Origin of the sequence: Fulvivirga kasyanovii, from assembly GCF_009711405.1 — a bacterium.
GTDB classification, from domain to species: domain Bacteria; phylum Bacteroidota; class Bacteroidia; order Cytophagales; family Cyclobacteriaceae; genus Fulvivirga; species Fulvivirga kasyanovii.
On the sequence record NZ_SMLW01000597.1, the window covers coordinates 1 to 25,204 of the forward strand.

The following is a 25,204-nucleotide window of genomic DNA, read 5'->3' on the forward strand; positions in this document are numbered from 1 at the left end:
GATTGTAAAATTAATTAATCGACTTCAATAAACTTTTTATTATTGATCTCTGGATGCAGGTCGCTATTATAGCTGGCTCTCCAATAACGAGGCTTGTAAGGTAAATTTACTTTAGTAGTAATGCGTTGAACTACCCTATATGCCTTCCTCCCTTTCGATGGGCATGTTAAAGGTCAGCTTTAGCTTGATCTGTCCAGATTATTTCTTTCCCCAAGATTGCATATCTTCTTTTACCGATTGATGATCTGTCAACCTGCCTGATTGTATATCTGACTCTGAAGCATTTAACATGACATCCATCATCTCTTTGCTCAGGGTTTTACCTTGCCCTCTTTGCGAAGACAGCAACGTATAAACGGCTTCCAGCAATCTGCTATCACTGATCTGGTCTATGATTTTGTGTAGCTCTAATCGTATCTTTGGTGTATCCATCCCTATTTCCTTAGTGCCTTTATTTTAACATTGCATTTTATGCTTAATCTGTTTCGAACCCTCGGATAATTCCACTAGCACAGCTTGAACCTCTCTCACGAGATCACTTCAAAACCTTGAGGAGACTGTATATAATCAAATAAGTAGCTATATAAGGAATAATATGGTTTTAAATCTTCTGGATCTTCACCGTGAGGTAATCCTCCATATATGCTGGTATTTAACAACAGGTCATGCTTGATAAATGTGTAGTGAGGGTAATGATCCTTTATTTTTGCTTTTACTTCTTCCAGCCATTTACTTTCATTGTCCGACATGCTCTTCTGCCCATACCACAGCAACTTTACAGGAGCCACGTTGGCTTCATTATTAAACCTGCTAAAAGTGGCTTTTTCTTCAATAAAAGCTGTGTAGCAATTGGTAAGCAATGATAGAGTGATCCGGAGAGTTTGCGTGATGCTAACCTCTGCCTCAGTTTTTGAAAGTTCAATTCGTGCTGCCAGATTGGGAAACTGAAGATAACTATCATTGTAGACTCTGAATTTGTTATTGCTTTCAAGCTCATTAATAAGCGAAGCCCAGACATCATCCTCAATATGGTTTAGCAAATTGTTGATTTTGTTTTCAACTATATCTAGCAAGCGTTTATAACCCGAATATTCATTATTAAAGTGCGGGCACCCGATAGGATAATACTTATGCACTTCCTGTAAGAGATCAAGTTTAGCTTTCAGTTCCATTATTCCGTTTTGCTATAGAATTTTTCAAGATACTGTTTTTTGGAAAAAAAGATTTTTAATGAGGGGGTAAGGCTCTTTAGTTTTAAGATGTCACCCTCTGTAAACTCGCAGCCATAGATATACAATTCTTCTAAACCCTGCATTTTTGAAATAGTATAAATTTCGTTTTTGATATCAATAGGATTAAAACTTATATCTAAAGCCGTTAACTCTTTTAGGCTTTCTATATCCTTCGGAAGATGCTTCAGCCCGAGGGCCGAAACATCTAATCCTTGTAAAGAAGGGATATTGGTTAAAGGATATGGCAATTCCTTTAAGTGAGATTGCAATGAATAATTTGGATAGTTATCCTCAAAAGCATCCCTGTCTGAGGTTGCAGGAAAAATTATCCAGCTTGAGAGGTTGTTATCTATCACAAAAATCATGGCTTCCACTTCCGAGGTCGATACTTGTTCATTTATGATATGATAATAAGAAAGTGAGTCTTTCGAATCTAAATGAATAGTTAAAGTATCTAAACTTTGACCCGCTGAAGAAGAAAGGATATAAAAATTAATAAAAATGAGTGAAACGAATTTATACATAAATGATTGCGTTAACAACTGTAATCTGCTGTAGTGTTGGGTATTGACCCAGAGCATGGGCCCGATGAAATCATTCCAGCATATGCACTTAGCTGGCCTGTATATTGCGTATAAAAAACGGCTCACCCCCCTGTAAGAACACGTATAATAAAATTAATTTTTACAACAATATCCGATAAAAAGAATAAAAATGCTACATACAGACTGATGATTGATTCTGTTTTTTTTTAAATCTAATGCCCAACAGGCAAATTATCTTATTTCCCAAGCACAGAAAAAAGACCAGATACATCCTTCACCCAGAAATCCCTGTACCAGATCATCTCATTTTCACTGATAATGGCTACTTTAGTTTTGCAGATGAAAACATGCTTTAAACTATGGGCAGAAATAAGATCATTTACGGTGGAGCTTTTATCATAATCCTGGTAATCCTCATTTATTCGTTACAGGGCGAGGAATCCCCGGAAGCTTATAAGCAAAGGATAGAAAAGGAAAGGGAGGAGCAGGACAGCTTTATGAGGAACAACAGCGAGTCTCCTTTCAAAGAAAATGATGTAGCGTATAAAGGTCTGACCTATTTTGAACCTGACCTTAAATACAAAATCAAAGCTCGGTTTGATCCTATAAAAGAAAAAAAGATCCGCAAGTTAGCCACAAGTGACAATAAAGAGCAGGAGTACCTGGAATACGGCTATGCCACATTCACCATTGATGGTCAGCAACAAAAGCTGCTGGTTCTGGAAAATGTACAGGAAAATGTACTTTTTTTAGCTTTTGGCGATGCCACCAGTGCGGGCGAAACCTATGGTGCAGGCAGGTACCTGGACGTAACCCATAGCGGAGGCAACAGCATTATGCTCGATTTTAATATGGCATACAACCCATACTGCGCATACAGCAGTGAATACAGTTGCCCGCTACCTCCCAGAGAAAACCTACTGGACGTGGCAATCCGTGCCGGTGAGAAGAATTACGAACACTAAGGAGACTATAAAACTCCCGAGCAAGGAGGCATTAAACCTCTGATTGAAAGCAAGTAATGGCGCTTAAAGGGTTCCATGAAGTGTACGCTGCAAAAAGTTGCCTTTCACCGTCCTTAAAAGCAGGAAATGTTTAATTTTGCCCCTTCAGTAAGAAATAGCGAAAAGCGACATGGGGCAACACACCACATGTAGAATCATAAACAAAGAAACAGACCATGAAAATATCTTTAAACTGGCTTAAAGATTACGTAAATATAAATCAGTCTCCTGAGGAAATCAGCAAATTGCTGACTGACACCGGACTTGAGGTAGAGGGGCTGGAGAATTTTGAGCAGGTCAGAGGTGGCTTGAAGGGATTGGTAATTGGAGAGGTATTAACTTGTGAGAAGCACCCGAATGCGGACAAACTTTCTGTAACTACTGTCGATATCGGCAGCGATAGTCCTGTTCCTATTGTTTGTGGTGCCCCCAATGTTGCCAAAGGGCAAAAAGTAGTTGTAGCCACAGTTGGCGCTACGCTTTATCCTGAAGGCCATGACCCTTTCCCAATCAAAAAAGCCAAGATCAGAGGTGAGGTTTCTGAGGGAATGATCTGCGCTGAAGACGAAATAGGCCTTGGAGCAAGTCATGACGGGATCATGGTTCTGGACACTGAACTACCTAACGGAACACCTGCCGCCGAATACTTTAACCTTACTGATGACATTGTTATAGAAATCGGACTGACCCCTAACCGGGCAGATGCAGCATCGCACATCGGGGTGGCCAGAGACCTTAAAGCCGCTTTAAAAACTTCCGTTCAATGGCCAGATGTGGATAATTTCAAGGTTGACAACACGGATAACATCATCGAAGTATCGGTAGAAAATACTGAGGCCTGCCCTCGTTACTCCGGTATTACCATCAGCGGAGTGCAGGTAAAAGAATCTCCTTCATGGCTAAAACAAAGGCTTGAAGCTATTGGTATTGCCCCTATCAATAATGTGGTTGATGCCACAAATTACGTACTTCACGAAATGGGACAACCGCTTCACGCTTTCGATGCAGACGAGATCAAAGGCAAAAAGGTACTGGTAAAAACTTTACCGCAGGGCACCATCTTCACTACCCTGGACGAGAAAGAAAGGAAATTACAAAACACGGACCTGATGATCTGCAATGGTGACAGTGAAGGTATGTGCATTGCCGGTGTGTTCGGAGGAACAAAATCGGGAGTTAAAGATTCAACCCAAAATATATTCCTGGAAAGTGCCTACTTCTCAGCCGATTATGTTCGGAAGACTGCGCAGCACCATCAGCTCAAAACCGATGCTTCTTTCAGGTACGAAAGAGGTACTGACCCTGAAATAACGGTCTATGCATTAAAAAGGGCAGCTTTACTGATCAAAGAACTGGCTGGCGGAAAAATAAGCTCTGATATCGTTGACATATATCCTGAGAAGGTTAAAAACTTTGAGGTGCCGGTTAAATTGAAAAATATCGACAGGCTCATAGGTAAACACATTACCAAAGACAGAATATTTGAGATACTGAATTTGCTTGACATTGAAACGAAAAAGGACTCTGATGAGTCATTCATAGCTTCGGTACCGCCGTACAGAGTGGATGTGCAAAGGGAAGCTGATGTGATAGAGGAAATTTTAAGGATCTACGGGTTCAATAATGTTGAGCTTCCTGAGTATGTAAAGAGTGACTACCTGGCGGACTTCCCCGCTAAAGACAGCAACAAAACCCAGAAGTCTATTACAGAATTGCTGGTGAGCAATGGTTTCTATGAAATATTGACCAATTCACTCACCAAGCCCACCTATGCTGAACAGGCTGCTGACCTGGACGAAAAACACAGTGTGGTAATACTTAACAAACTAAGTGAAGACCTGGGTGTAATGAGGCAAAGCATGCTGTACTCGGGAATGGAAGTTGCCCTGCACAACATCAACAGGAGACAGACCAACCTGAGGCTGTTTGAATTCGGAAAAACCTACTCCATACAGGAAGGTGACTATGTAGAAAAGAACAGGCTTGCCATTTACATGACCGGCAATATTGAAAACGAAAACTGGATCAACAAAACCAGAAAAGTTGCGTTTCATGACCTTTCGCATGTAGTTAATCTGGTTATCAGCCGATTATTGAGCAAGGAATTGAAAAATGATGTTACACATGACTTCCCGTTTGAGTATGGCCTCAAAATGCTCCTGAACGATAAAGAGCTGGTAAAAATGGGAAAAGTAAGTAAGGCTCTGACCAAAAAAACAGGGCTTAAGCAAGAAATATTTTACGCAGATATCGATTGGGACTTGCTTTTGAAGAAGACAAATAATAATATAGTATACGAAGAAGTGTCTAAATTCCCTGAAGTAAGGAGAGACCTTTCACTGGTTATTGACAAAAAGGTAAGCTTCGAAGAAATCCGAAAAATTGCCCAAAACAATGAGCAGCGCTTGTTACGTTCTATTAATGTGTTTGATGTTTACGAAGGAGAGAATATAGATAAAGACAAGAAGGCCTATGCCATAAGCTTTATCCTTCAGGACAAAGAAAAGACGTTAACTGATAAGGTTATCGACAAAACAATGACTAAATTAATGTCTTCTTTTGAAAGCGACCTTGGAGCCATAATCCGGAAGTAACTATGAACAAAGAACAGCTAAAGGCTAACTTGTTATCGTTGGAGCGTAAAATAAATCTGCTTGTTGGGGAGCACAAAACCCTCAAATTGGAGGTTTCTCAATTAAAAAGCGAAAATGACGAGCTTAGGAGTATAGTGAAGAGCAAGGAGGAGCAGATTAGCAGCTTTCAAAATAAGATTAAAATTAGTAAGATTGTAAACGAAATAGATACAGGAGAAGGCAATACTTCTGAACTGAAGAGGAAAATTGACGATTATATAAAGGAGATTGATAAGTGTATAGCGCACTTAAGTAAATAATACCGCTCCATATGGACGAACTTTCTATAAGAATAAAGATTGCTGACAGGGAATACCCGATGAAGGTCAAGGCTGAGGATGAAGCCAGGGTAAGAAGTGCGGGCAGACAGATTAACGAAAGAATTAAATCTTACAGAGAAAGATTTGGAATAGACGATAAACAAGATCTTCTAGCTATGGTAGCCTTTGATTGCTTGGTGGATAAAATGGAGTTGGATGAAAAGCAATACGATACGGATGAAAGTGTGCTTGAAAAAATCAATCACTTAAACAACATCATCAATCAGGCCTTGTAAGGCCAATCCACGGTTCTGATAACCTTTTGCTGCATCTTTTAATTGTGAGTGTTAGCTCAGGAATTAAGGGATCATTCCCCATCGAGGGGCGTTAGTAATATATTGGGCAAAGGTATTTTCAGAAAATACAATAAAGCCCATTCCGAAAAACCTGCCTAACAACTCATTTTAATCTTTTAAACATAAAAAGAGTAATGGCAGATTCAATCTATTTAATACTGGCAGGTGTTGTAGGCCTCGGTATTGGTATCGCGATAGGGCGCGCCTTGATGAGCAAGGTCAATAAAGGAAAAGAACAAGAGCTTGAAGAAAAAGCAAAGAGTATCATTCGCGAAGCTGAAATTTCAGCGGAAAACATCAAAAAAGATAAGATACTCGAAGCCAAAGAGAAATTCCTGAAGCTCAAGGCAGAATTTGAAGAGGATGCCTCCCGCAAGAAAAACCAGATCATCACCAACGAAAACAAGCTAAAGCAAAAAGAACAACACCTTTCCAAAGAATTTGAACAGGTAAAAAGAAAAGAGTCTGAACTAGACGAGCTGAAAGAAAACCTCTCAGCCCAACTGGAGGTGGTGAACAAAAAGAAAGCAGAGCTTGACAAATTCAACCAGCAGAAAATATCTATTCTTGAAAAAATCTCCAACCTTACGGCTGACGAAGCTCGCGAGCAGTTGGTAGAATCATTAAAGGATGAGGCCCAGACCCGAGCATCCTCTTTCATTAAGGACATTCTGGAAGAGGCCAAGCTTTCGGCTACTAAGGATGCTAAAAAGATTGTATTGGAGACTATTCAAAGAACGGCTACCGAACATGCCATTGAAAACTGCGTCTCTGTTTTTAACATAGAAAGTGACGACATCAAAGGGAAGATCATCGGAAGGGAAGGTCGAAACATCAGAGCACTTGAAGCCGCTACGGGTGTAGAAATCATCGTTGATGATACCCCTGAAGCTATCATCATTTCAGGATTCGACCCTGTTCGCCGTGAGATAGCCCGACTATCGCTGCACCGGCTTGTAGTAGATGGCCGGATACACCCGGCAAGGATCGAGGAGATTGTGGCCAAGACCAAGAAAAATATTGAAGAAGAAATCATTGAGATAGGTGAAAGGACCGTAATCGACCTTGGAATCCATGGCCTGCATCCTGAACTCATCAAAATGGTAGGAAGGATGAGGTTCAGGTCTTCTTACGGTCAGAACTTACTGCAGCACTCCCGTGAAGTGGCTAACTTATGTGCTACTATGGCTTCTGAACTGGGGCTTAACCCCAAACAAGCAAAACGCGCAGGCCTGCTGCATGACATCGGTAAAGTATGGCCGGATGAGCCGGAGAAGCCCCACGCTATCATTGGTATGGAGTTGGCCCAGAAATACAAGGAGCACCCTGTGGTCTGCAATGCTATTGGAGCTCACCACGACGAAATTGAGATGACCTCCATGATCTCCCCTATCATTCAGGCTTGTGATGCCATATCAGGAGCAAGGCCGGGCGCTCGCCGTGAGGTAATGGAAAGCTACATCAAACGCCTGAAAGAGCTGGAGCAACTGGCACTGAGCTTTGATGGTGTACATAAATGCTACGCTATACAGGCCGGCCGTGAGCTGCGCGTAATGGTAGACGCCGAAAATGTAAGCGATGAACGCGCCGGACAGCTTTCTTTCGATATTTCGCAAAAAATAGAAAAAGACATGCAGTATCCCGGGCAGATCAAGGTGACCGTGATCAGGGAGATGAGATCAGTATCTTACGCCAAATAGACGGAGAAAATCAGAGCAATAAAAAAGGCGGTTTACCAAAGCAATGGTAAACCGCCTTTTCTGTTTTCAGACTACTTTCTATTGTTCATAGATTTTGTGAGCATCTTCAAGCTCATCGTTTAGCTCCTCTCTGCTACTGACAAATTCATATTGGGTATTAAAGTCCCCCGCAGGTCTACTGCCCAAAATATAATATTCCACATCACTATCAGGCGCATTGATCACTACCTGATCAGACACTCTTACTGTCTGCCCCTGAAGGTCTTGTCCGGTTGCAGTCAGCTCAGCCACTACATGCAAGTCGTCATCATCGGCATAAATCTCTTTTATTTTCATTTGGTGACCTTCGTTGGCCACTTCCGCCTCAACTCTTATTGTCCTTTCCTCCATGGTATCATCATCAGGCGTGTTTACCTCAATATAAGGTACTTCTACCTGTTCTTTCTCAGTAACTACCACCACTTTGGGTACCTCTACGGTTTTGGTTCGGGTCGAAACTTTTACGTTGGCCCAATCCACATCATATTCGGGCAATTCCCCTGATTCTGCCTGAATATCTACTTCAGGCAGTTCTCCTTCTTCCGTTTTATCCACAGAACATGACACTGCGGCACTTATCATAAAGATTCCTGTAAATAGTTTAATTACACTTTTCATAGCTCTTAGTTTAGTTGATTATACCTAAAATCAGGCAAGAAGTAAACCAAAGGCTACTTTACACTATACTAAGGGTTTATGATCAATTACTGTACATGGTTTTCCACACATTATGAAGTTCTGTACTCTGTCTTCAACCTGACCGTAAATTCTTTGGGTGATAAATACGCCGTTTGATTTAATCTCCTATCTTTACCCCAAACTTCATGTAAGAACCATAAAACCAGACTAAAGGAACCCCTTATACATTCATCTTAATCTGCATACACCACTCAACAATGGATTCATGAACGAGATCATAAAATTTTTTGAGATTTTTATTGATGATTGTACTGAAAAATTTGTTTGAGCATCAACCCGAAACAAAGAAAATAGACCCATTTAATTTTTTTCATTGTTATGATAACATTAGAGCAACAAGAGACTGCAAGAAAACAATTGGAGAATAAAGGATTTCTTGACCTGCCTGTAAAGCCGGAAACAGATTTTGTAAGCGAGATCAACAGGCTCAGGAAAGAGAAAAACGCAGTAATCTTAGCACACTACTATCAATTCCCTGAAATACAGGATATTGCTGACTTTGTTGGAGATAGTCTGGGATTGGCGCAACAGGCCGCAGGAACTGATGCGGACATCATCGTATTTGCCGGTGTACACTTTATGGCAGAAACCGCTAAAGTGCTTAGCCCTGAGAAAAAAGTTCTTCTCCCCGATCTAAAGGCTGGCTGCTCTCTGGCTGACTCATGTACGCCCGAAGAGTTTGGGGCTTTTGTAAAGCAACATCCTGATCATATTGTGGTAACGTATGTAAACTGCTCTGCGGAGATCAAGGCATTGAGTGATATTGTTTGTACCAGCTCCAATGCTGTCAAAATAATAAACTCCATACCTAAAGACCAGCCAATCATTTTTGCCCCTGATATTAACCTTGGCAAGTACCTGATCAAAGAGACCGGCAGGGATATGTTGCTGTGGAGCGGTGCCTGCATGGTGCATGAAGCCTTTAGCATTGACAAACTTCTGGCTGCTCACAAAAAACACCCTAACGCTAAAATTATAGCGCACCCTGAATCAGAAAGCCACATTCTGAAAGTAGCTACATTCATTGGGTCTACGGCCAAATTGATTGAATATGCAAAAAATGACCCGGCCGAAGAATTTATTGTAGCCACCGAAGCAGGTATACTTCACCAGATGAGCAAGGAAATTCCTAACAAGAAGATCATTGCAGCGCCCGCCTATGAGGAAAACAAGTGTGCCTGCAGTGAGTGTGGGTATATGAAAATGAATACATTACAGAAGCTTTATTTATGCATGAAGTATGAACAGCCGGAGATCATATTACCCGACGGTATCCGTGAAAAAGCTTTACGCCCGATAGAAAGAATGCTGGAGTTATCGTAACATCATGCACAAAACAGATTTTTTAATCATAGGTTCCGGCCTTGCAGGGTTGAGCTTTGCCGTAAAGGCAGCCTCCCGGTTTCCGGAAAAGAAGATCACCATCGTCACCAAATCTATTGTTAGCGAAAGCAATACCCGGTATGCACAGGGAGGTATAGCTGTGGTGATGGATTTTCTGAATGACAACTTCGAAAAGCATAAAGATGATACCCTCAAAGCAGGCGATGGCCTTTGCAACAAAGCCACGGTAGACCTGGTAGTGGAAGAAGGCCCGGCCAGACTGCAGGAAATCATCGACCTGGGTACGGAGTTTGACCGCGATGCGGATGGCAACTACCACCTGGGCATGGAAGGCGCCCACTCTGCCCGCCGCATCCTGCACTATAAAGATGTAACCGGCTTCAAAATTCAAAGCACACTGCTCGACAAGGCCCGGTCATTTGATAATGTTGAGATTTTAGAATACCGCTTTGCCGTAGACCTGATCACCCAGCACCATTTAGGTGTAGAGGTCACTAAAAAGAGCACTGACATCAAGTGTTTCGGCGCTTACGTGATGGATTTGAAAACCCACAAAATAGAGACCTACATAGCAAAAACTACCGTACTGGCCTCCGGCGGTATCGGCCAGACCTACAAGATCACTACCAATCCGGAAGTGGCCACGGGTGACGGCATAGCTATGGCTTATCGTGCCAAGGCTGCTATGGAGCACATGCAGTTCGTGCAGTTTCATCCTACGGCGCTTTATGGCCATGCCGGAGATACAGCTTTCCTGATATCGGAAGCTGTGAGAGGCTTTGGTGCGGTGCTCAAGACCAAAGAAGGGGAATCCTTCATGGAAAAGTACGATGAGCGCGGCTCTCTGGCCTCAAGGGATATTGTGGCTCGTGCCATTGATACGGAGATGAAAGCCCGTGGAGAAGAATGCACCTACCTGGATTGCCGGCACCTGGATATAGAAGAGTTCAAAAAACACTTCCCAAATATCTATCAGAAATGTCTTGAATCGGGCGTTGATGTAGCTAAGGATATGATACCGGTCGCCCCGGCAGCACATTACCTTTGTGGTGGCGTAAAAACGGATGCACACGGCAATACCAACATCGAGAACCTGTACTGCTGCGGAGAAGTAGCCTGCACCGGGCTTCATGGCGCTAACAGACTGGCCTCCAACTCACTGCTTGAAGCATTGGTCTTCGCACACCGCTGTTTCGAAGATGTAGCCGGTAAAATTGACAGTATCAATTTTCAGGACAATATACCCGAATGGCAGGCCGAAGGCACCACCAAACCACGGGAATGGGTACTGATCAACCACAACAGAACCGAAGTAAAGAATATCATGAGCAACTATGTGGGCATAGTTCGTTCTAATGAGCGTTTGGAACGTGCCCTGAACCGGCTTCATGTGATATTTGAAGAGACCGAAAAGCTTTATAAAACCACCACCCTGTCCCCCCAGTTATGTGAGCTGCGCAACATGATCAATGTTGCCTACCTCATCGTAAAACACTCCATGGAGCAGAAGGAGAACAGAGGGACTTTTTATAGTGTGGATGTGAAATAAACCGAGACTCTTTAAGCTTACCCAATAAACCTTCTCAACAAAAAAGAAAAAAAACTTTTTGATATCAGCTCCGTTTAGTTACTTTGTAACTCAAAGTTCTTTTTAAATCACATGTCAGAACTAAAATCTCTGGCCTTTTTTAAAGTCATTTACTTTGAAATTCAAAGCACTTTTAAAAACATGAAAGAAGTCATCACCACACTACAAACAGACAAACGCCTACGGATGGGTGTAATCTTATTCTTGCTATCAGCAATAACTTTTATTTCCACCACAGGGATAAAAACTGACGATGCTTTTTCAGGAGCATTTTTCATTGAATATGCCATAGCAATATTCTATATGATTTATTTATTCCCTTCTCTTAAAGGGAGATTCTTTATACTTTTTGGTGATGCTGCGCATAGCTATCACATCATTTTACTTCTTCTCTTCAACTTAAGCGCTTACAGCTTAAACAGAACCATGAATGTATTTAATGAATCAACATTATGGCTGACCGGTTTTCTTATTATTGAATCACTTGCACTCCTTATTTATGTCCTGAAGCCTGATAAAAGCAATCTGTTGAAAAACGTATTATTGTTCATTTTCACAGTTTCACTTATATTTAATATTTACCAGACTCTCGTTATTACACCTTTATATGGTATAGGTATTATAGCCTCTATCTTCTTTGGTATATCCCTACATGTCCTGGTTCCACTAAGCTTTGTTATCTGTCTGGTCGTTTTAATCTATCGGCTTTCCGACGCCACCTCATCTAAAATCGCTATTGTATCGGCCGTTATAATTACGGTAGGGATCAGCTCCGCATTTTCACTGGAGTGGGCCTCAATTGATAATGCAGTACAAGAAAGTTATCACGACATCAATAAACCCACTCTTGAAAATGAGGAACGGGAAGTGCCCTACTGGATTGAAATAGCACAGGAAATGGATTTCAATTTTGTAACAGAAAGGTATCTCAAAAGTGGTTTGGTTTATCAGGAGTTCTATGATGGCAACAACTTCTTTTGGGACGGAGGATCCTTGCGGTTTGAAGCACAAAATGTTCACGATCCTCTGGTGACAGTCGCAACATTTTTCAATGGCGAGCCGAGACTGCCAGAAAGCATTAGATTAAAGGTACTTGATTACGCCTATGATGCAAGGCACCAAAGCGCAGACAGGTTTTGGTCAGGTCTTAACCTTCAAACCAGTGATATAGTTACCAATGTGCAGTTCTTCCCTGAATACCGCCTTGCCTATTCGGAGCTGATTTTACGCATACGCAATGAGCAATATCAAAGACGCTCAAGGTGGTTCGATCAGGAAGAAGCCATTTATACTTTTCAAATACCCGAACAGAGTGTAGTTTCCTCTCTTTCATTATGGATAGAAGGAAAAGAAGCCAAAGCAAGACTTACTACCAAATCCAAGGCAGAAGAAGCCTATAACACCATCGTCGGCAGGGAAATGCGCGACCCTTCTGTAGTGTATTGGATGGAAGGCAATAAAATCAGGGTGCGTGTATTTCCTTGTACTCCCGAGGAAGAAAGACAATTTAAAATAGGCGTAACCTCACCACTAAAGGTTGAAAATGAAAATTTACTTTATGAGTCGATCACATTCAAAGGTCCGGATTTCAGTAAAGCCCGTGCTTCGATCAATATACTTGGTGATGGGGTTCTTCCCTCTATCAAGGCCTCTTCATTAAGCTTTGAAGAGGACAAAGGGCTGCTCTCCTGGGAAGGCAGGTATAAGCCTCGCTGGACTGTTTCCCTGGAAGCCACCCCTTTGACAGATAAGCCCTTTACTTTCAATGGCAAATCGTACCGCATAGAGCCCCTTACCTCCAACGTGAAGCCATTTCAGGTAACCTCTGTTTTTATTGACCTCAATAAGCAATGGTCGGATAATGAGTTGGAAAAGGTATTCAATATGGTAAAAGGAAAAAACGTCTATGCACTGGCATCCGGTAACCATATAAGGGACATCAACTCCTCAGCTGATCTGGTTAATCTTTACAAACCAAATTTTTCCTTGTTTCCCTTCCATCAAATAAAAGACACCAGCCATACTCTGGTGATTACCAAAGGTGATATTATTACCCCCAATTTAAGCGACCTCAGTGGTTCGGCATTTAAAGAGCATCTTTTTGACTCTTTTGCAGGCACCAGCAAAAAGATCAAAGTCTTTGACCTGTCAAAACAAGCCAGCAGCTACATCAAGTCACTGGATGAATTCCGGATATTGGATTATCACTCAGGAACACTTGCTGAATTGGGGCAAGTTGTGAAAAATGAAAACTTCCCGGTTTACAATGAAGAAGAAGGTGTTGTATGTATCTCACCGGCACAAATTCAGATCAGGTCTGAAAATGGAGAACAAATGAAACCTCTTGCCCCTGACCACCTGCTCAGGCTGTTTGCTTACAACAAGGTCATGCAAGGCATTGGGCGCAACTATTTTAAAAATGATTTTCTGGAAGAAGAATTAATTACCACAGCTTCAACGGCCAATATTGTAACCCCGATCTCCAGCCTTATTGTTTTGGAAACACTGAATGATTATGAGCGGTTTGGTATAGATGAAAATAAGGACTCCCTTGGAAATGCATCTGTCAAATCATCTGGAGCAGTACCTGAGCCTCATGAATGGGCTATCATCATAACCCTGGTGCTATTCCTGGCTTTTGTATGGTTCAAAAAAGCAAATCTGGCATTCTTGCGATGATAGAAACTGCGAAATTAAATAACATCTACTTCAGGACCATTCTGCTTTGCCTTCTGGCAATAGGTCTGTTCATCCTGATCAATCCGGGATACCTAATCCTGGACCTGTTTATGGTAGCCGGTATTTTATCATTGCCGGCTACTTTCAAAATACTAACAACTTCCCAATCGCAACGCTTCTTTTGGCCGACTATTGCGATAACCCTTTTATCCATAGTCCTAAGGAGTACTTTCGGAGCCTATTGCAGCATGATATTCTTCCTACTGCTCGTGATAGAGATGTACATAGGCAAGCTTAGTCTGCTCACACTCTTTCACTTACTGCTATTATCTCCGCTTTTCAAGTATTTCTCCAGTTTGGTTTCATTCCCACTGAGGATGCAAATTGCCAATATCACAGCAGGAATGTTCCAACTCGCTGGTATGGATATAGAACTATCGGGAAACCTGATCACCTTCAGTGGCACAGAGTTTCTGGTAGACAAGGCCTGTATGGGCTTACATATGCTAGGCTACTCCTTTCTGTTTGGGCTTATTATTCTGGCGCGCATAGAGAAGGGAGGCCGCAAACTAAGCTTCAGGTCAATTACACTATTCATGATATTGCTGCTGGCACTAAATTTTATTTCTAATCTCAGCCGGGCTTTTACTTTAATACTCTTTAAGGTCATGCCTGAAAGCTGGCTGCACGATGTTGTCGGGCTTCTTGCTTTCACACTTTATGTACTGCTTCCTTTTTATTTAATCTCAAAATGGTGGTGCAAACAACAAAAGATTCAGGATGACAAGCCGATACGGAAGCTTACACATGTCAACCTCCGGCTTTCTATTACACTCTTGCTTTATATACTTTCAGTAGGGTTGGGTCCTGGTGCGGAGACACTTAATCAAGATCCGCCTGTTGCCAACCTCACTGGTTTTAATAGAACCGAATTAGAGAATCATGTTGTGAAACTGACCAACGAAGAGGCGCTCATATACATTAAACCTCCCGTAGCACCATACAAAGCGGATCATAACCCTTTGATCTGCTGGCAAGGCAGTGGTTACTCTTTTAAAAAGATAAACTACATCGATTTTGGAGGACATAAAGTCCATTTTGCCGAGCTGGTCAAAGGAGACGACAAGTTATATTCTGCCTGGTGGTTTCAAAGCATGGATACTATTACCAGTGATCAATGGGCATGGAGGTGGGATGCCATAGCAAAAAACAGACAATACAGCATGGTCAATGTTACATGTGCCACGGTGGAAGAGCTGGAATTCAACAGTTTAAACTTCCTTCAACACACCCTACAGTCAAAACCAATTTTAACTAAACTGAATTAAACTTATGAAAACCATAATCAACAAACTATCCTCAATAAACCATCCCGTGATGGCTCTAACTCAGCTTTCTATATTTTGTATTATGCTTATTGTAGCAAGTTATGTGCGGTCGTCTAACATTACCTATTTCTTTCTGGCCTGGAACCTCTTTCTCGCCTGGGTACCTTTGATTTTTGCCAAAATATGGACTCGGCGATTACAAATGAAGCCTTTAAAAAAATGGAAATCAGCAGGCATGTTCTGTCTCTGGCTGCTATTCTTTCCTAATTCGCCCTATATTATCACTGACCTGGTACATCTCAACACAAGGTTTAACCCTTCTGTTTGGTCTGATACTTTGCTGCTTTTTTCATGCGCCTTTACCGGATTGGTTGTAGGTCTTTATTCCCTGCATGTGGTACATAAAGTTCTTGAAAAGCATTTTAGCTTTATTAAAACCTGGTTAATTATCATTGCAAGCCTTATCCTTACCGGTTTTGGCATTTATCTGGGCAGGGTACAGCGGTGGAACAGTTGGGACTTATTCATTAATCCATTTAATTTACTGCATGATGTATTCATCCAGTTGAGCAACCCACAGGCCATAAAAATGACTATTGGTTTTTCAGCGCTATTATTCATAGCTTACTACATGCTCAAAAGCATAACGTCTTATGAGAGGACTCACAAATAGCATCAAAAAGAACCTGAAAAGCTTCAAGTATGCTTTTCAGGGGATTAAGTTTCTGGTTAAAGAGGAGAATAATTTTCGTTACCACCTGTTGGCAGCCGTGGTAGCCATAACTTTGGGATTCTATCTGCAAGTAACTACAACCGAATGGCTGATCATTATCACCATGATCGGGCTGGTACTCATGGCTGAGGCTTTTAATACCAGCCTTGAAAAATTAATAGACATTCTTCACCCTGAATTGCACCCTAAAGTTGGCAAAGCCAAAGATATTGCCGCCGGGGCTGTTTTGATCATAGCCATTGCTGCAGCTATTGTGGGTATTACTATATTTGCCGGAAAGCTCTATTGAGGCAATTAATTTAACTTCGGCTACTCACTATGATAAAACAGGTAATAATTGCCCCAATGTTACTCATTATGTTATCGGCTTGCCTGGTCAGCAGAACCGAGAGGCCCCGCATAACCGGTCATGTTTATGACCACAAAACCAGAATGCCCCTGGAAGGCTGTAAAGTTGCAGAAGCATATACAGACTCCCTTGGTTTCTTTCTGTTGAAAGAACGAAGGTTTTGGGAATTTGCATTTCCCGGAGGTGAAGCACCACCCGTGATGATATATGAACTTGTAGAGAAAGAGAATTATAAAACGGATACACTTCGGGCATTTAACCGCTATGGAGGAAGCGCCCGAAAAGGTGTTCATTGGGAAATGGATACTATCTTTTTAAAGGAAAACTCCATTTACCCGGACACACTTGGCAAGTAGAGCACGTTAACACATGCTGGCTAAGCGCACGGGATCATGACAAAAATCACCACTCAATAATGACGGGTTTCTCCTGTTCCTCTGCATTTCTTTTCGTAAATTAATACTCATGATGGCATAACCCCTTAACGTCATGAAGGAAATTAATATAAACCGCTCTAAAAAAGAGGTAGTTATCCTTTTCGCGGGAGACTCTGGTGATGGTATTCAGTTTACCGGCGGACAATTCACCGAAACGGTAGAGTTATTTGGCAACGACATCAGTACATTTCCAAACTTCCCGGCTGAGATCAGGGCTCCTATCGGTACAGAAGCTGGTGTTTCAGGCTTTCAACTCAAATTTGGCAGTGTAGAAGTATTCACACCCGGTGATCAATACGATGTGCTTGTTGTAATGAATGCTGCCGCCCTTAAAGTGAACCTCCACAACCTCAGGCCTGGAGGCGTGATTGTGGCTAACACAAGTGGCTTTGACAGTAAGAACCTGAAACTCGCCAAGTACATAGACGATGAAAACCCACTGACCAACGACTCTCTGGAAAACTATGAAGTCCATGCTATAGACATTTCAAAGCTTACCAAAGAGGCACTTAAAGATTCCGGCCTTTCGGTCAAGGAAATAGACCGCTGCAAAAACATGTTTGTACTCGGTTTTATCTACTGGATGTTTAGTCAAAGTCCTGACAACACGATAAAATTCATTCAACATAAATTTAAGTCCAAACCGGAGATTGCTGATGCCAATATCAAAGCTTTAAAAACAGGCTACCATTATGGCGAAACCAGTGAGACTTTTACTTCTCGCTACGAGGTTAAGCCTGCCCCGTTGCAAAAGGGTAAATACAGAAACATCAGTGGCAATCAGGCGACTGCATTGGGCATGGTGGCCGCTGCAAGTCACAACAACTTTGAGCTGATGTATGCCAGCTACCCTATTACGCCTGCCTCAGACATCCTGCATGAGCTTTCCAAACACAAAAGCTTCGGTGTAAAAACATTCCAGGCGGAAGATGAAATAGCGGCAGTATGTGCTGCCATAGGGGCTTCCTTTGGTGGATCACTGGCCATTACCGGATCATCCGGCCCGGGAATAGCGCTTAAGGCCGAAGCGATGGGACTGGCCGTGATGCTTGAACTACCGCTGGTTGTAGTGAATGTACAACGTGGAGGTCCTTCCACCGGCTTACCTACCAAAACCGAACAGGCAGATTTGCTTCAAATGCTATATGGAAGAAATGGAGAAGCACCAATGCCTGTTTTCGCGGCTGCATCGCCAAAAGACTGTTTTGACACCATCTATGAAGCTTGCAGGATAGCCATAGAGCACATGACCCCAGTGGTGGTATTGTCTGACGGGTATATCGCCAATGGCGCGGAGCCCTGGAGGTTCCCTACCTCAAAAGACCTGAAAACGATCACGGCGAGAAGGCCGGATGAAAATGATTTCCTTAACGATAAGTTTCTCCCCTACGAGCGTGATGAACATGAGGTAAGGCCGTGGGCAGTGCCTGGCATTAAGGGGTTAGAGCACCGCCTGGGAGGGCTTGAAAAAGAATTGCGAACAGGTAATGTATCTTACAATCCTGAAAACCACCAGGAAATGATCCGCATAAGGGAGAAAAAGGTAAATGATATTGCTTTGGACTTGCCTGATCAGATCATTCACCGGGGCAATGAAGGAGCCGATCTATTGGTTTTGGGCTGGGGCTCCACATTCGGTTCTATAGAGCGGGCTGTAAAAGATCTGATAGAAGAGGGAGTTTCCGTAGCCCATATACATTTAAGACATATCAATCCATTCCCAAAAAACCTGGAGAGTTTATTGAAAAGCTTCAAACGCGTAATCATCCCTGAGATGAATCGTGGGCAGCTCTCCAAATTGATCCGGGAGCGTTTTCTGATCGATGCTATTTCTGTTAATAAGACCAAAGGCATCCCTTTCAGTGTAGAAGAAATAAAGCAAGCCATATTAAAATATCAAGACCATGTCAGTACAAGTGCTTAATCCATCAGGGAATGGCAACCCTTTAACAGCAAAAGACTATGCCACCGATCAGGATGTACGCTGGTGCCCCGGCTGCGGCGATTATTCTATCCTCAAACAGGTGCAAACAGTACTGCCAACCCTTGGCATCCCAAAAGAAAAAACTGTTTTTGTTTCCGGTATAGGTTGTGCGGCAAGATATCCTTACTACATGAATACCTACGGCATGCACAGCATTCACGGGCGGGCAACTGCAGTAGCCAGTGGGCTTAAGGCAGCACGGCCTGATCTTGATGTCTGGATCATAACTGGCGATGGTGATGCTTTGTCTATTGGGGGCAATCATTTTATTCACCTGCTCAGAAGAAATTTCAATGTGAATGTGCTATTGTTCAACAATGAAATATACGGACTCACCAAAGGACAGTACTCCCCTACTTCACCCAAGGGTAAAGTCACTAAATCAATGCCTTATGGTTCTGTTGACCATCCCTTCAACCCCATAGCTCTTGCCCTGGGAGCAGAAGGTACCTTCGTAGCGCGCTCCATGGATCGTGACCCCAAGCATCTGAGAGATATGCTGCTGGCAGCCCATCAGCATAAAGGAAGTAGCTTTATCGATATTTACCAGAATTGCAATGTATTTAATGACGGTGCTTTTGGACTCTTCACTGATAAGGACACCAAAGATGACCATACGCTTTTTCTAGAGGAAGACAAACCCCTGGTCTTCGGCAAAGAGACAAAGGGCATTAAATTGGATGGGTTCAAACCGATTGTAGTTTCCCTGGAAGAAAACGCTGCAGATGAATGCTGGATCCATGACCCAAAAGATAAGATCAAAGCCTCTATCCTTTCCAGCTTCTTTGAATATGATATGAATCAGGGAGCATTGCCCAGGCCGTTCGGAATATTTTATAAAAATGATAGGGCGACTTATGAGGATCTGCTTGCAGAACAGATAGAGGAGCATAAGAAAAAGGACAACACGGATCTGGATAAACTGCTAAGTGGGGAAAATGTATGGGAGGTTAAATAAAATCAAGGCTGATTATCAATTCATTAGGTTTTTAAAAGGAAAATAACCCATCAGGATTTACCTTTGCGCGCTTCTGCTCATGGACGAAGTCCTATGAGTAAAACCCAAAATTGTAGCGCTATGCAAGGAACTGACCGGATTGAAAACCAACTTCAAGATTTAAGGGAAAATCTGACTCATCATAAATTATACACCCGACTATCCTCTATTCGGGACATACAGATTTTTATGGAGCATCATGTTTTTGCCGTGTGGGATTTCATGTCTCTTCTAAAAGCCCTACAGATAAATTTAACGTGTACAAACATTCCCTGGACACCAACTCCAAATCCGGCTTTAACACGATTTGTCAATGAGATTGTGCTGGGTGAAGAAAGTGACATCAATGAGGCAGGTGAACCAAAAAGTCATTTTGAGATGTATCTGGACGCAATGGATCAGGCTGGGGCCGATACCTCCACGATCAACGCTTTCATCGAACTGATCAACACCGGAACCAGCGTAACAGAGGCTGCTAACCAAACCGGGATCGACAGGGTGGTCGCGAACTTCATTGCTTTTACATTTGATGTTATTGCCACCGGAAAACCACATTTAATAGCTTCTGCGTTTACCTTTGGCCGGGAAGACCTCATTCCTGACATGTTCATTGAGATTGTAAACCATGCAGAAAAAGAAGATGAGAGCAAGTCTTACCACAAGCTGATCTACTATCTTAACCGGCATATTGAACTTGACGGGGACGAGCACGGACCACTTTCACTACAGATGATCTCTGCGCTTTGCGGAGATGACCAAAGCAAATGGGATGAAGCTTTAGAAACGGCAAAACAGGCACTTGAACATCGGATTAAACTTTGGGATCGAATAGCCGCGGTTATTACTGAAGACAAAACAGCGGATGTAGATTTAGTATAAATACTGCCACAAAATTGTCAGAGTAATAAAAATTCATAGTTTTGTCATTTTTTAAGTAATTCATGCCTTAGCAGGGCTTTTAAACTTTCAACTATGAACTGGTACCTGGCTGCACTACAGAAATATGCTGACTTTAATGGACGGGCAAGACGCAAAGAATATTGGTTTTTCACCTTATTTAATGTTCTTTTTGCCATTGTAGCCTTCGTGCTCGATCATGTAACAGGTCTGGTAATTGCCGACATCGGTTACGGCCCCATTTACCTTTTCTATACACTGGCCCTTTTTATCCCCGGCCTTGCTGTAGCAGTGCGCCGATTACATGATGTAGGCAAAAGCGGCTGGATGGTTTTAGTAAGCCTGATCCCTCTGGTTGGAGCCGTATGGCTATTGATATTGATGGTAACGGAAGGGCAACCCGAAGAAAATGAGTATGGCCCGGCGCCCAAACCTACAGAGCATTATGAAAACACGGATGATGTCATTACCACTGAACGCGACCGTACGGCTGACAACATACTGCTGATCGTAGTCGGATGGTTTTTAGCCTCTAAAATCATCTGGTTTTTTATTCCTTTCCTCATTGAAAAAACCGGCGGGGACATTCAAACCTATTACACCTTTGCCAGCCTTTTTTCCCAGATAATTACAGCCGCAACCATTACCGCTCTGGGCTATGTGGTAAAGAATAAAACCAAACAAACCATAGTTTATATTGTTGGCGCGGTATACTTCTTTCTCACCATAGTCTTCACGGTCATACAATACCTGGAAATGGAAGGACTCGTAAATTTCTAAGTTTAAAGACTGAGCCGCTCAAGTGTAAGTTCTTGCTCAACATTTTGATCACACGCGAGGTGGATAATGTGATGCTGGTCTATATCAATGGGTTTTAAGTACCAGTATTCGTCCCCAACCCGGGCTGTATTGTTGTCAATAATGATATCGTTTAACGGAATACTTAGCCCCTTGCCATCAGCTTTAACTATGGCCTCTTTCTTAGTCCACATTTTATAAAACCCCCTCAAAGGATCAGGATCGGACTTGATCACCTGCCATTCGGCATCGGTAAACTGCCGGTCAAAATCGCTAAATTCGATCGGTCTGATCTGCTCCACATCCACTCCTATTCTAAGCTGATCATTACTTATCGCACAAAGCACATAATTACCGGAATGCGAAATATTAAACTCCACCAGATCAAGGTATGGCCTGCTGTACTCAGAATATTTTATGTCACCCAGCCACTGATGGCCTCCTCCGTACTTTTTTAACCCCTCTATTAACAGAAGTTTCCCAATAAGGCCTGCATGGGCATCCTGCCAGCGATGGTATTTACCGATGCGCTGCGCCATATCGACAGGTAGCAGGTTGAGGTAATGATTATATTTTTCAGTACTGAACCTTTCATTAAAACTCGAATAGAGCAGGTGGATCATGGTATGCATTTAGGTTTGACGATAAAGATAAACCTGCCGGACAATGTGGCAAAGGTTGAGAAGGAATTGTTTTAGTATTGAGATGGGAATATTGGGTATTGAGAAGGCTTAGAAGGTGAAGTAAGTAGTGATCGGTATCTGGTAATCGGTTTTCGTGAACTCTAATCAGGGAAGTTTAACGGGATGTGTAAAGAATCAGGATTTTGAACATTTCTACGGTACTACTGGGAAGTAAAGGCCAGAGGTACAGTCATATCACATAATCACTAGTTTATTGACAGTAATCACTAGTACTAGTGATATAAAAACGTCAGCTATAGCGATTGACACCACATAAATTACTCTTCATCTTTGCATTGTTTAGATTGATTCTAAATAAATAGCTTCATGCAATTCAATGAATATCAGGCAAGAAACAACAACAGCTAAAACTTATACTATGAGACAACTATTACTACTACTTGTTGCATTATTTACGGCAGCAACTTCCTTTGCCCAGAGTCAGCACGGCTTTGTGAAAGGAACCATCAAAACGAGCGATGGCAAAGAGGCTCCATATGTATCTGTAGCCCTTAAGGGCACTCATTATGGTTCTTCTACTGACAAAACCGGGCAATTCAAGATAAGTGCTCCCGCTGGCGACTATACCTTGATATTATCTTCTGTAGGCCTGGAGAAAAAGGAAAGAGAAGTGACTATCAAAGCAGGAGAAACCGTTGAGTTGCCGGCTATAGTTCTTCAAGAGTCTATTCAGCAACTGGAAGATATCACGGTTTACGGTCAGGAAGATTACACTGCTCCGCTGCCTTCTCCCAGCTTAAGGTCTAAAACACCTATTTTGCTACTACCACAAAACGTACAGGTAATCCCTAAGCAGATTATTGAAGACCAGCAATCAATTGATATGCTGGAAGGGGTAACCAGAAACGTGAGTGGCGCCCAGATGATCGAACACTGGGGCAACTTTGCCAGAATAAACATGAGAGGCTTTAAACTGCCTGCTTTCAGAAACGGAATGAATATGGAAATGCCCTGGGGGCCGTTGACGGAAGATATGTCAATGGTAGAGCGTATAGAATTCGTAAAAGGCCCTGCCGGCTTCATGCTTTCTGCCGGAGAACCCGGTGGCTTTTACAATGTAGTAACTAAAAAGCCCAGGGAAAACGGCAGAAATGAAGTCACCCTGATGACAGGTAGCTTTAATACCATCCGCAGCACGTTGGACATCGGTGGTAAAGTTGATGACGAAGGAAAGCTGTTGTACCGTATAAACCTGATGGGACAGCTTAAAGGTTCGCATAGAGATTATGAGTTCAATGACCGGTACACCATTGCACCTTCGTTAAAGTACAATTTCAATGACCGCACATCATTAACTACAGAATATACTTATCAATTCTCTCAAATGTCAGTAGTTGGGGCAGCTTATGTATTCTCTCCCAATGGCTTCGGAGACCTGCCTCGTGATTTCACTACTGCAGAACCTAATATTGACCCTACGGATATTGAAGAGCACAGTACATTCATTAATCTCAACCACAAGATTAATGCTGACTGGGAAGTAACTGCGCAACTGGGTTATTTGCACTACAAACAAATCGGGTCATCGCTGTGGCCTGAAGGTGTTGACGCCGATGGTAACATGCTTAGGGGAATTAGTATTTGGGATGCACTCAATGAATCGAAACTTGCGCAGGTATTCGTAAACGGAACTGCATACACAGGCGCTGTTACCCATCAGATACTTGGAGGAGTAGATGTAGGACAGAAAGACTACTTTGCTGATTGGGGACAAGGTGGCCTTCTTGGAGGCAATGTACCTTTCAATATTTACGATCCTGTCTATGGTGTACCTTCTGACTCCATACCTACATTTGACCGATCAAAAAGCATCCGCAACCGTGCAGGTGCAAACAATGTAGGACAAAGATATACGGCTCTTTACTTGCAGGACGAGATCGGCTTTTGGAACAACCGCATCCGCCTTACCCTGGCAGGTAGATATACTGCCCTGGATGGCTGGAGCTATGGCACTACTACCGAAGATGAAGCATTTACACCTCGAGTAGGCCTGAATGTATCTCTGGATAAAAATACCACTGTATATGGACTTTACGATCAGTCTTTCAGCCCTCAGGGTGGCGCAGATGCACAAGGCAATGCCTTTGAGCCTGTAAGGGGCAACGACCTGGAAGGTGGTATAAAAAGAAACTGGGCTGATGGCAAATGGAACACTTCACTGTCTGTTTACACCATCACCAAAACCAACGTGCTGACTGCTGACCCTGAGAATGTAAATTTCTCCATTCAGCTTGGTGAGGTACAATCTCAGGGAATTGAATTTGATATTCAGGGTGAGATCGTAGACGGCTTAAGCGTGGTACTGAACTATGCCAACACTAATGTAGAAGTAACTGAGGATACCGACGAATCAGTAGTAGGCACCCGCGTAGCAGGCCATGCCAAACACATTACGAACGGATGGCTGCACTATAACCTGCCTGACCAGGTGCTAAATGGCTTTACGGTATCTATGGGCTACCAATACCAGGTAGACCGCTCCAGTTGGACATGGAATGCAGATAACGAGTCTGCTCTACCTGACTACTTCAGACTGGACGGAGCAGTTTCCTGGCAGAATGATGACCTGAAAATAGGACTGAACGTCAATAACCTGCTAAACGAATACCTGTACTCAGGTAGTGCTTACAGCTCTTTCTACTACTGGCAAACCGAGCCAGGCACTAATTTCAGATTGAACCTGCAATATAAATTTTAAAGAATAAAGCAGCTCCCTTCTTAACGAGGGGAGTTGTTCGAAAACTAACACATTATTTGTCCGGATTCATAGCCGCTGGTCCAACCAACAGCAGCTACCGGACAATGAAAATAGCGGACATTTTTAGTAAGGTTATTAAGACAATGATCAGGTGTAACAGCCTGATCCCGCTATTTTCATCTAATAATTATTCGGATACT

Annotated in this window: 22 protein-coding genes; 17 read left to right on the forward strand and 5 right to left on the reverse strand. The window is 42.6% G+C overall.

Translation table 11 applies throughout. From position 1 onward, the window contains the following. Positions 1 to 198: 198 nt before the first annotated feature. From E1163_RS17575 to E1163_RS17585, 3 genes are all read right to left on the reverse strand, one after another. Positions 199 to 432 carry a hypothetical protein gene (locus E1163_RS17575; RefSeq protein ID WP_155173765.1) on the reverse strand — a complete coding sequence of 78 codons (234 nt, stop codon included), beginning with the start codon at positions 430 to 432 and terminating at the stop codon, positions 199 to 201. Positions 433 to 527: 95 nt separating this feature from the next. Continuing rightward, complete coding sequence (locus E1163_RS17580) at positions 528 to 1,172, reverse strand: hypothetical protein (RefSeq protein WP_155173766.1); 645 nt, start codon at positions 1,170 to 1,172, stop codon at positions 528 to 530. Further along, a complete protein-coding gene (locus tag E1163_RS17585; RefSeq protein WP_155173767.1) occupies positions 1,172 to 1,756 on the reverse strand; it encodes a hypothetical protein in 585 nt (194 codons plus the stop codon). The genes E1163_RS17580 and E1163_RS17585 overlap by 1 nt, the downstream gene beginning before the upstream one ends. Positions 1,757 to 2,136: 380 nt before the next feature. Here E1163_RS17585 and E1163_RS17590 point away from each other — a divergent pair, with 380 nt between their 5' ends. The 5 genes from E1163_RS17590 (at position 2,137) to rny (ending at position 7,730) form a co-directional block, all read left to right on the forward strand. Continuing rightward, complete coding sequence (locus tag E1163_RS17590) at positions 2,137 to 2,742, forward strand: DUF1684 domain-containing protein (RefSeq protein ID WP_155173768.1); 606 nt, start codon at positions 2,137 to 2,139, stop codon at positions 2,740 to 2,742. 215 nt (positions 2,743 to 2,957) lie between these two features. Next, positions 2,958 to 5,375, forward strand: coding sequence for a phenylalanine--tRNA ligase subunit beta (pheT, locus tag E1163_RS17595; RefSeq protein WP_155173769.1), 2,418 nt, complete (start codon positions 2,958 to 2,960; stop codon positions 5,373 to 5,375). Positions 5,376 to 5,377: 2 nt separating this feature from the next. Continuing rightward, the gene (locus tag E1163_RS17600) at positions 5,378 to 5,674 is read left to right on the forward strand and encodes a hypothetical protein (RefSeq protein ID WP_155173770.1); all 297 of its coding nucleotides are present in this window, start codon (positions 5,378 to 5,380) and stop codon (positions 5,672 to 5,674) included. A gap of 11 nt (positions 5,675 to 5,685) precedes the next feature. Then, positions 5,686 to 5,970 (forward strand): cell division protein ZapA, encoded by a 285-nt coding sequence (locus E1163_RS17605; protein ID WP_155173771.1) that lies wholly within the window; start codon positions 5,686 to 5,688, stop codon positions 5,968 to 5,970. 194 nt (positions 5,971 to 6,164) lie between these two features. Beyond that, the gene (rny, locus tag E1163_RS17610; RefSeq protein ID WP_155173772.1) at positions 6,165 to 7,730 is read left to right on the forward strand and encodes a ribonuclease Y; all 1,566 of its coding nucleotides are present in this window, start codon (positions 6,165 to 6,167) and stop codon (positions 7,728 to 7,730) included. 78 nt (positions 7,731 to 7,808) lie between these two features. On the opposite strand, the gene E1163_RS17615 is transcribed toward rny, so the two are convergent. Further along, the gene (locus tag E1163_RS17615; RefSeq protein ID WP_221418027.1) at positions 7,809 to 8,387 is read right to left on the reverse strand and encodes a hypothetical protein; all 579 of its coding nucleotides are present in this window, start codon (positions 8,385 to 8,387) and stop codon (positions 7,809 to 7,811) included. 399 nt (positions 8,388 to 8,786) lie between these two features. On the opposite strand from E1163_RS17615, the gene nadA reads away from it, so the two are divergent. The 11 genes from nadA to E1163_RS17670 all read left to right on the forward strand — a co-directional run bounded on the left by nadA (position 8,787) and on the right by E1163_RS17670 (position 21,584). Beyond that, the gene (gene nadA, locus E1163_RS17620) at positions 8,787 to 9,791 is read left to right on the forward strand and encodes a quinolinate synthase NadA (protein WP_155173773.1); all 1,005 of its coding nucleotides are present in this window, start codon (positions 8,787 to 8,789) and stop codon (positions 9,789 to 9,791) included. A 4-nt stretch (positions 9,792 to 9,795) separates the two neighbouring features. Next, entirely contained in the window at positions 9,796 to 11,361 is a 1,566-nt protein-coding gene (gene nadB, locus E1163_RS17625) for an L-aspartate oxidase (protein ID WP_155173774.1), read from the forward strand. A 111-nt stretch (positions 11,362 to 11,472) separates the two neighbouring features. Continuing rightward, entirely contained in the window at positions 11,473 to 14,079 is a 2,607-nt protein-coding gene (locus E1163_RS17630; RefSeq protein ID WP_155173775.1) for an XrtN system VIT domain-containing protein, read from the forward strand. Further along, on the forward strand, positions 14,076 to 15,407 hold the full coding sequence (gene xrtN / locus E1163_RS17635; RefSeq protein ID WP_185156130.1) for an exosortase N: 1,332 nt from the start codon (positions 14,076 to 14,078) through the stop codon (positions 15,405 to 15,407). Before E1163_RS17630 ends, xrtN begins: the two co-directional genes overlap by 4 nt. Before the next feature lie 4 nt (positions 15,408 to 15,411). Continuing rightward, positions 15,412 to 16,080 carry a DUF1361 domain-containing protein gene (locus E1163_RS17640; protein WP_155173777.1) on the forward strand — a complete coding sequence of 223 codons (669 nt, stop codon included), beginning with the start codon at positions 15,412 to 15,414 and terminating at the stop codon, positions 16,078 to 16,080. After that, positions 16,061 to 16,429, forward strand: a complete 369-nt coding sequence (locus E1163_RS17645) for a diacylglycerol kinase family protein (protein ID WP_155173778.1) — start codon at positions 16,061 to 16,063, stop codon at positions 16,427 to 16,429. Before E1163_RS17640 ends, E1163_RS17645 begins: the two co-directional genes overlap by 20 nt. Before the next feature lie 29 nt (positions 16,430 to 16,458). After that, positions 16,459 to 16,845 (forward strand): hypothetical protein, encoded by a 387-nt coding sequence (locus tag E1163_RS17650; RefSeq protein WP_155173779.1) that lies wholly within the window; start codon positions 16,459 to 16,461, stop codon positions 16,843 to 16,845. A 133-nt stretch (positions 16,846 to 16,978) separates the two neighbouring features. Then, entirely contained in the window at positions 16,979 to 18,850 is a 1,872-nt protein-coding gene (locus E1163_RS17655) for a 2-oxoacid:acceptor oxidoreductase subunit alpha (RefSeq protein WP_155173780.1), read from the forward strand. Next, a complete protein-coding gene (locus tag E1163_RS17660; protein WP_155173781.1) occupies positions 18,831 to 19,868 on the forward strand; it encodes a 2-oxoacid:ferredoxin oxidoreductase subunit beta in 1,038 nt (345 codons plus the stop codon). Before E1163_RS17655 ends, E1163_RS17660 begins: the two co-directional genes overlap by 20 nt. A gap of 120 nt (positions 19,869 to 19,988) precedes the next feature. Then, complete coding sequence (locus E1163_RS17665; protein ID WP_155173782.1) at positions 19,989 to 20,786, forward strand: DUF3050 domain-containing protein; 798 nt, start codon at positions 19,989 to 19,991, stop codon at positions 20,784 to 20,786. A gap of 93 nt (positions 20,787 to 20,879) precedes the next feature. Continuing rightward, positions 20,880 to 21,584 carry a DUF805 domain-containing protein gene (locus tag E1163_RS17670; RefSeq protein ID WP_155173783.1) on the forward strand — a complete coding sequence of 235 codons (705 nt, stop codon included), beginning with the start codon at positions 20,880 to 20,882 and terminating at the stop codon, positions 21,582 to 21,584. A gap of 2 nt (positions 21,585 to 21,586) precedes the next feature. Here the strand turns inward: E1163_RS17670 and E1163_RS17675 are convergent, their stop codons facing one another. After that, positions 21,587 to 22,234 (reverse strand): 4'-phosphopantetheinyl transferase family protein, encoded by a 648-nt coding sequence (locus E1163_RS17675; protein ID WP_155173784.1) that lies wholly within the window; start codon positions 22,232 to 22,234, stop codon positions 21,587 to 21,589. Positions 22,235 to 22,664: 430 nt separating this feature from the next. Here E1163_RS17675 and E1163_RS17680 point away from each other — a divergent pair, with 430 nt between their 5' ends. Then, positions 22,665 to 25,004 (forward strand): TonB-dependent receptor, encoded by a 2,340-nt coding sequence (locus E1163_RS17680; protein WP_155173785.1) that lies wholly within the window; start codon positions 22,665 to 22,667, stop codon positions 25,002 to 25,004. The last annotated feature ends 200 nt before the right edge of the window (positions 25,005 to 25,204 follow it).

Coding starts and splice junctions, on each gene's coding strand:
- rny (WP_155173772.1), top strand. CDS start 6,165: ATGGCAGATTCAATCTATTTAATACTGGCAGGTGTTGTAGGCCTCGGT.
- E1163_RS17615 (WP_221418027.1), bottom strand. CDS start 8,387: ATGAAAAGTGTAATTAAACTATTTACAGGAATCTTTATGATAAGTGCC.
- E1163_RS17580 (WP_155173766.1), bottom strand. CDS start 1,172: ATGGAACTGAAAGCTAAACTTGATCTCTTACAGGAAGTGCATAAGTAT.
- E1163_RS17660 (WP_155173781.1), top strand. CDS start 18,831: ATGTCAGTACAAGTGCTTAATCCATCAGGGAATGGCAACCCTTTAACA.
- E1163_RS17605 (WP_155173771.1), top strand. CDS start 5,686: ATGGACGAACTTTCTATAAGAATAAAGATTGCTGACAGGGAATACCCG.
- xrtN (WP_185156130.1), top strand. CDS start 14,076: ATGATAGAAACTGCGAAATTAAATAACATCTACTTCAGGACCATTCTG.
- E1163_RS17675 (WP_155173784.1), bottom strand. CDS start 22,234: ATGCATACCATGATCCACCTGCTCTATTCGAGTTTTAATGAAAGGTTC.
- E1163_RS17645 (WP_155173778.1), top strand. CDS start 16,061: ATGAGAGGACTCACAAATAGCATCAAAAAGAACCTGAAAAGCTTCAAG.
- E1163_RS17655 (WP_155173780.1), top strand. CDS start 16,979: ATGAAGGAAATTAATATAAACCGCTCTAAAAAAGAGGTAGTTATCCTT.
- E1163_RS17670 (WP_155173783.1), top strand. CDS start 20,880: ATGAACTGGTACCTGGCTGCACTACAGAAATATGCTGACTTTAATGGA.
- E1163_RS17640 (WP_155173777.1), top strand. CDS start 15,412: ATGAAAACCATAATCAACAAACTATCCTCAATAAACCATCCCGTGATG.
- E1163_RS17575 (WP_155173765.1), bottom strand. CDS start 432: ATGGATACACCAAAGATACGATTAGAGCTACACAAAATCATAGACCAG.
- E1163_RS17680 (WP_155173785.1), top strand. CDS start 22,665: ATGAGACAACTATTACTACTACTTGTTGCATTATTTACGGCAGCAACT.
- E1163_RS17600 (WP_155173770.1), top strand. CDS start 5,378: ATGAACAAAGAACAGCTAAAGGCTAACTTGTTATCGTTGGAGCGTAAA.
- nadB (WP_155173774.1), top strand. CDS start 9,796: ATGCACAAAACAGATTTTTTAATCATAGGTTCCGGCCTTGCAGGGTTG.
- nadA (WP_155173773.1), top strand. CDS start 8,787: ATGATAACATTAGAGCAACAAGAGACTGCAAGAAAACAATTGGAGAAT.
- E1163_RS17585 (WP_155173767.1), bottom strand. CDS start 1,756: ATGTATAAATTCGTTTCACTCATTTTTATTAATTTTTATATCCTTTCT.
- E1163_RS17590 (WP_155173768.1), top strand. CDS start 2,137: ATGGGCAGAAATAAGATCATTTACGGTGGAGCTTTTATCATAATCCTG.
- E1163_RS17630 (WP_155173775.1), top strand. CDS start 11,473: ATGTCAGAACTAAAATCTCTGGCCTTTTTTAAAGTCATTTACTTTGAA.
- E1163_RS17650 (WP_155173779.1), top strand. CDS start 16,459: ATGATAAAACAGGTAATAATTGCCCCAATGTTACTCATTATGTTATCG.
- pheT (WP_155173769.1), top strand. CDS start 2,958: ATGAAAATATCTTTAAACTGGCTTAAAGATTACGTAAATATAAATCAG.
- E1163_RS17665 (WP_155173782.1), top strand. CDS start 19,989: ATGCAAGGAACTGACCGGATTGAAAACCAACTTCAAGATTTAAGGGAA.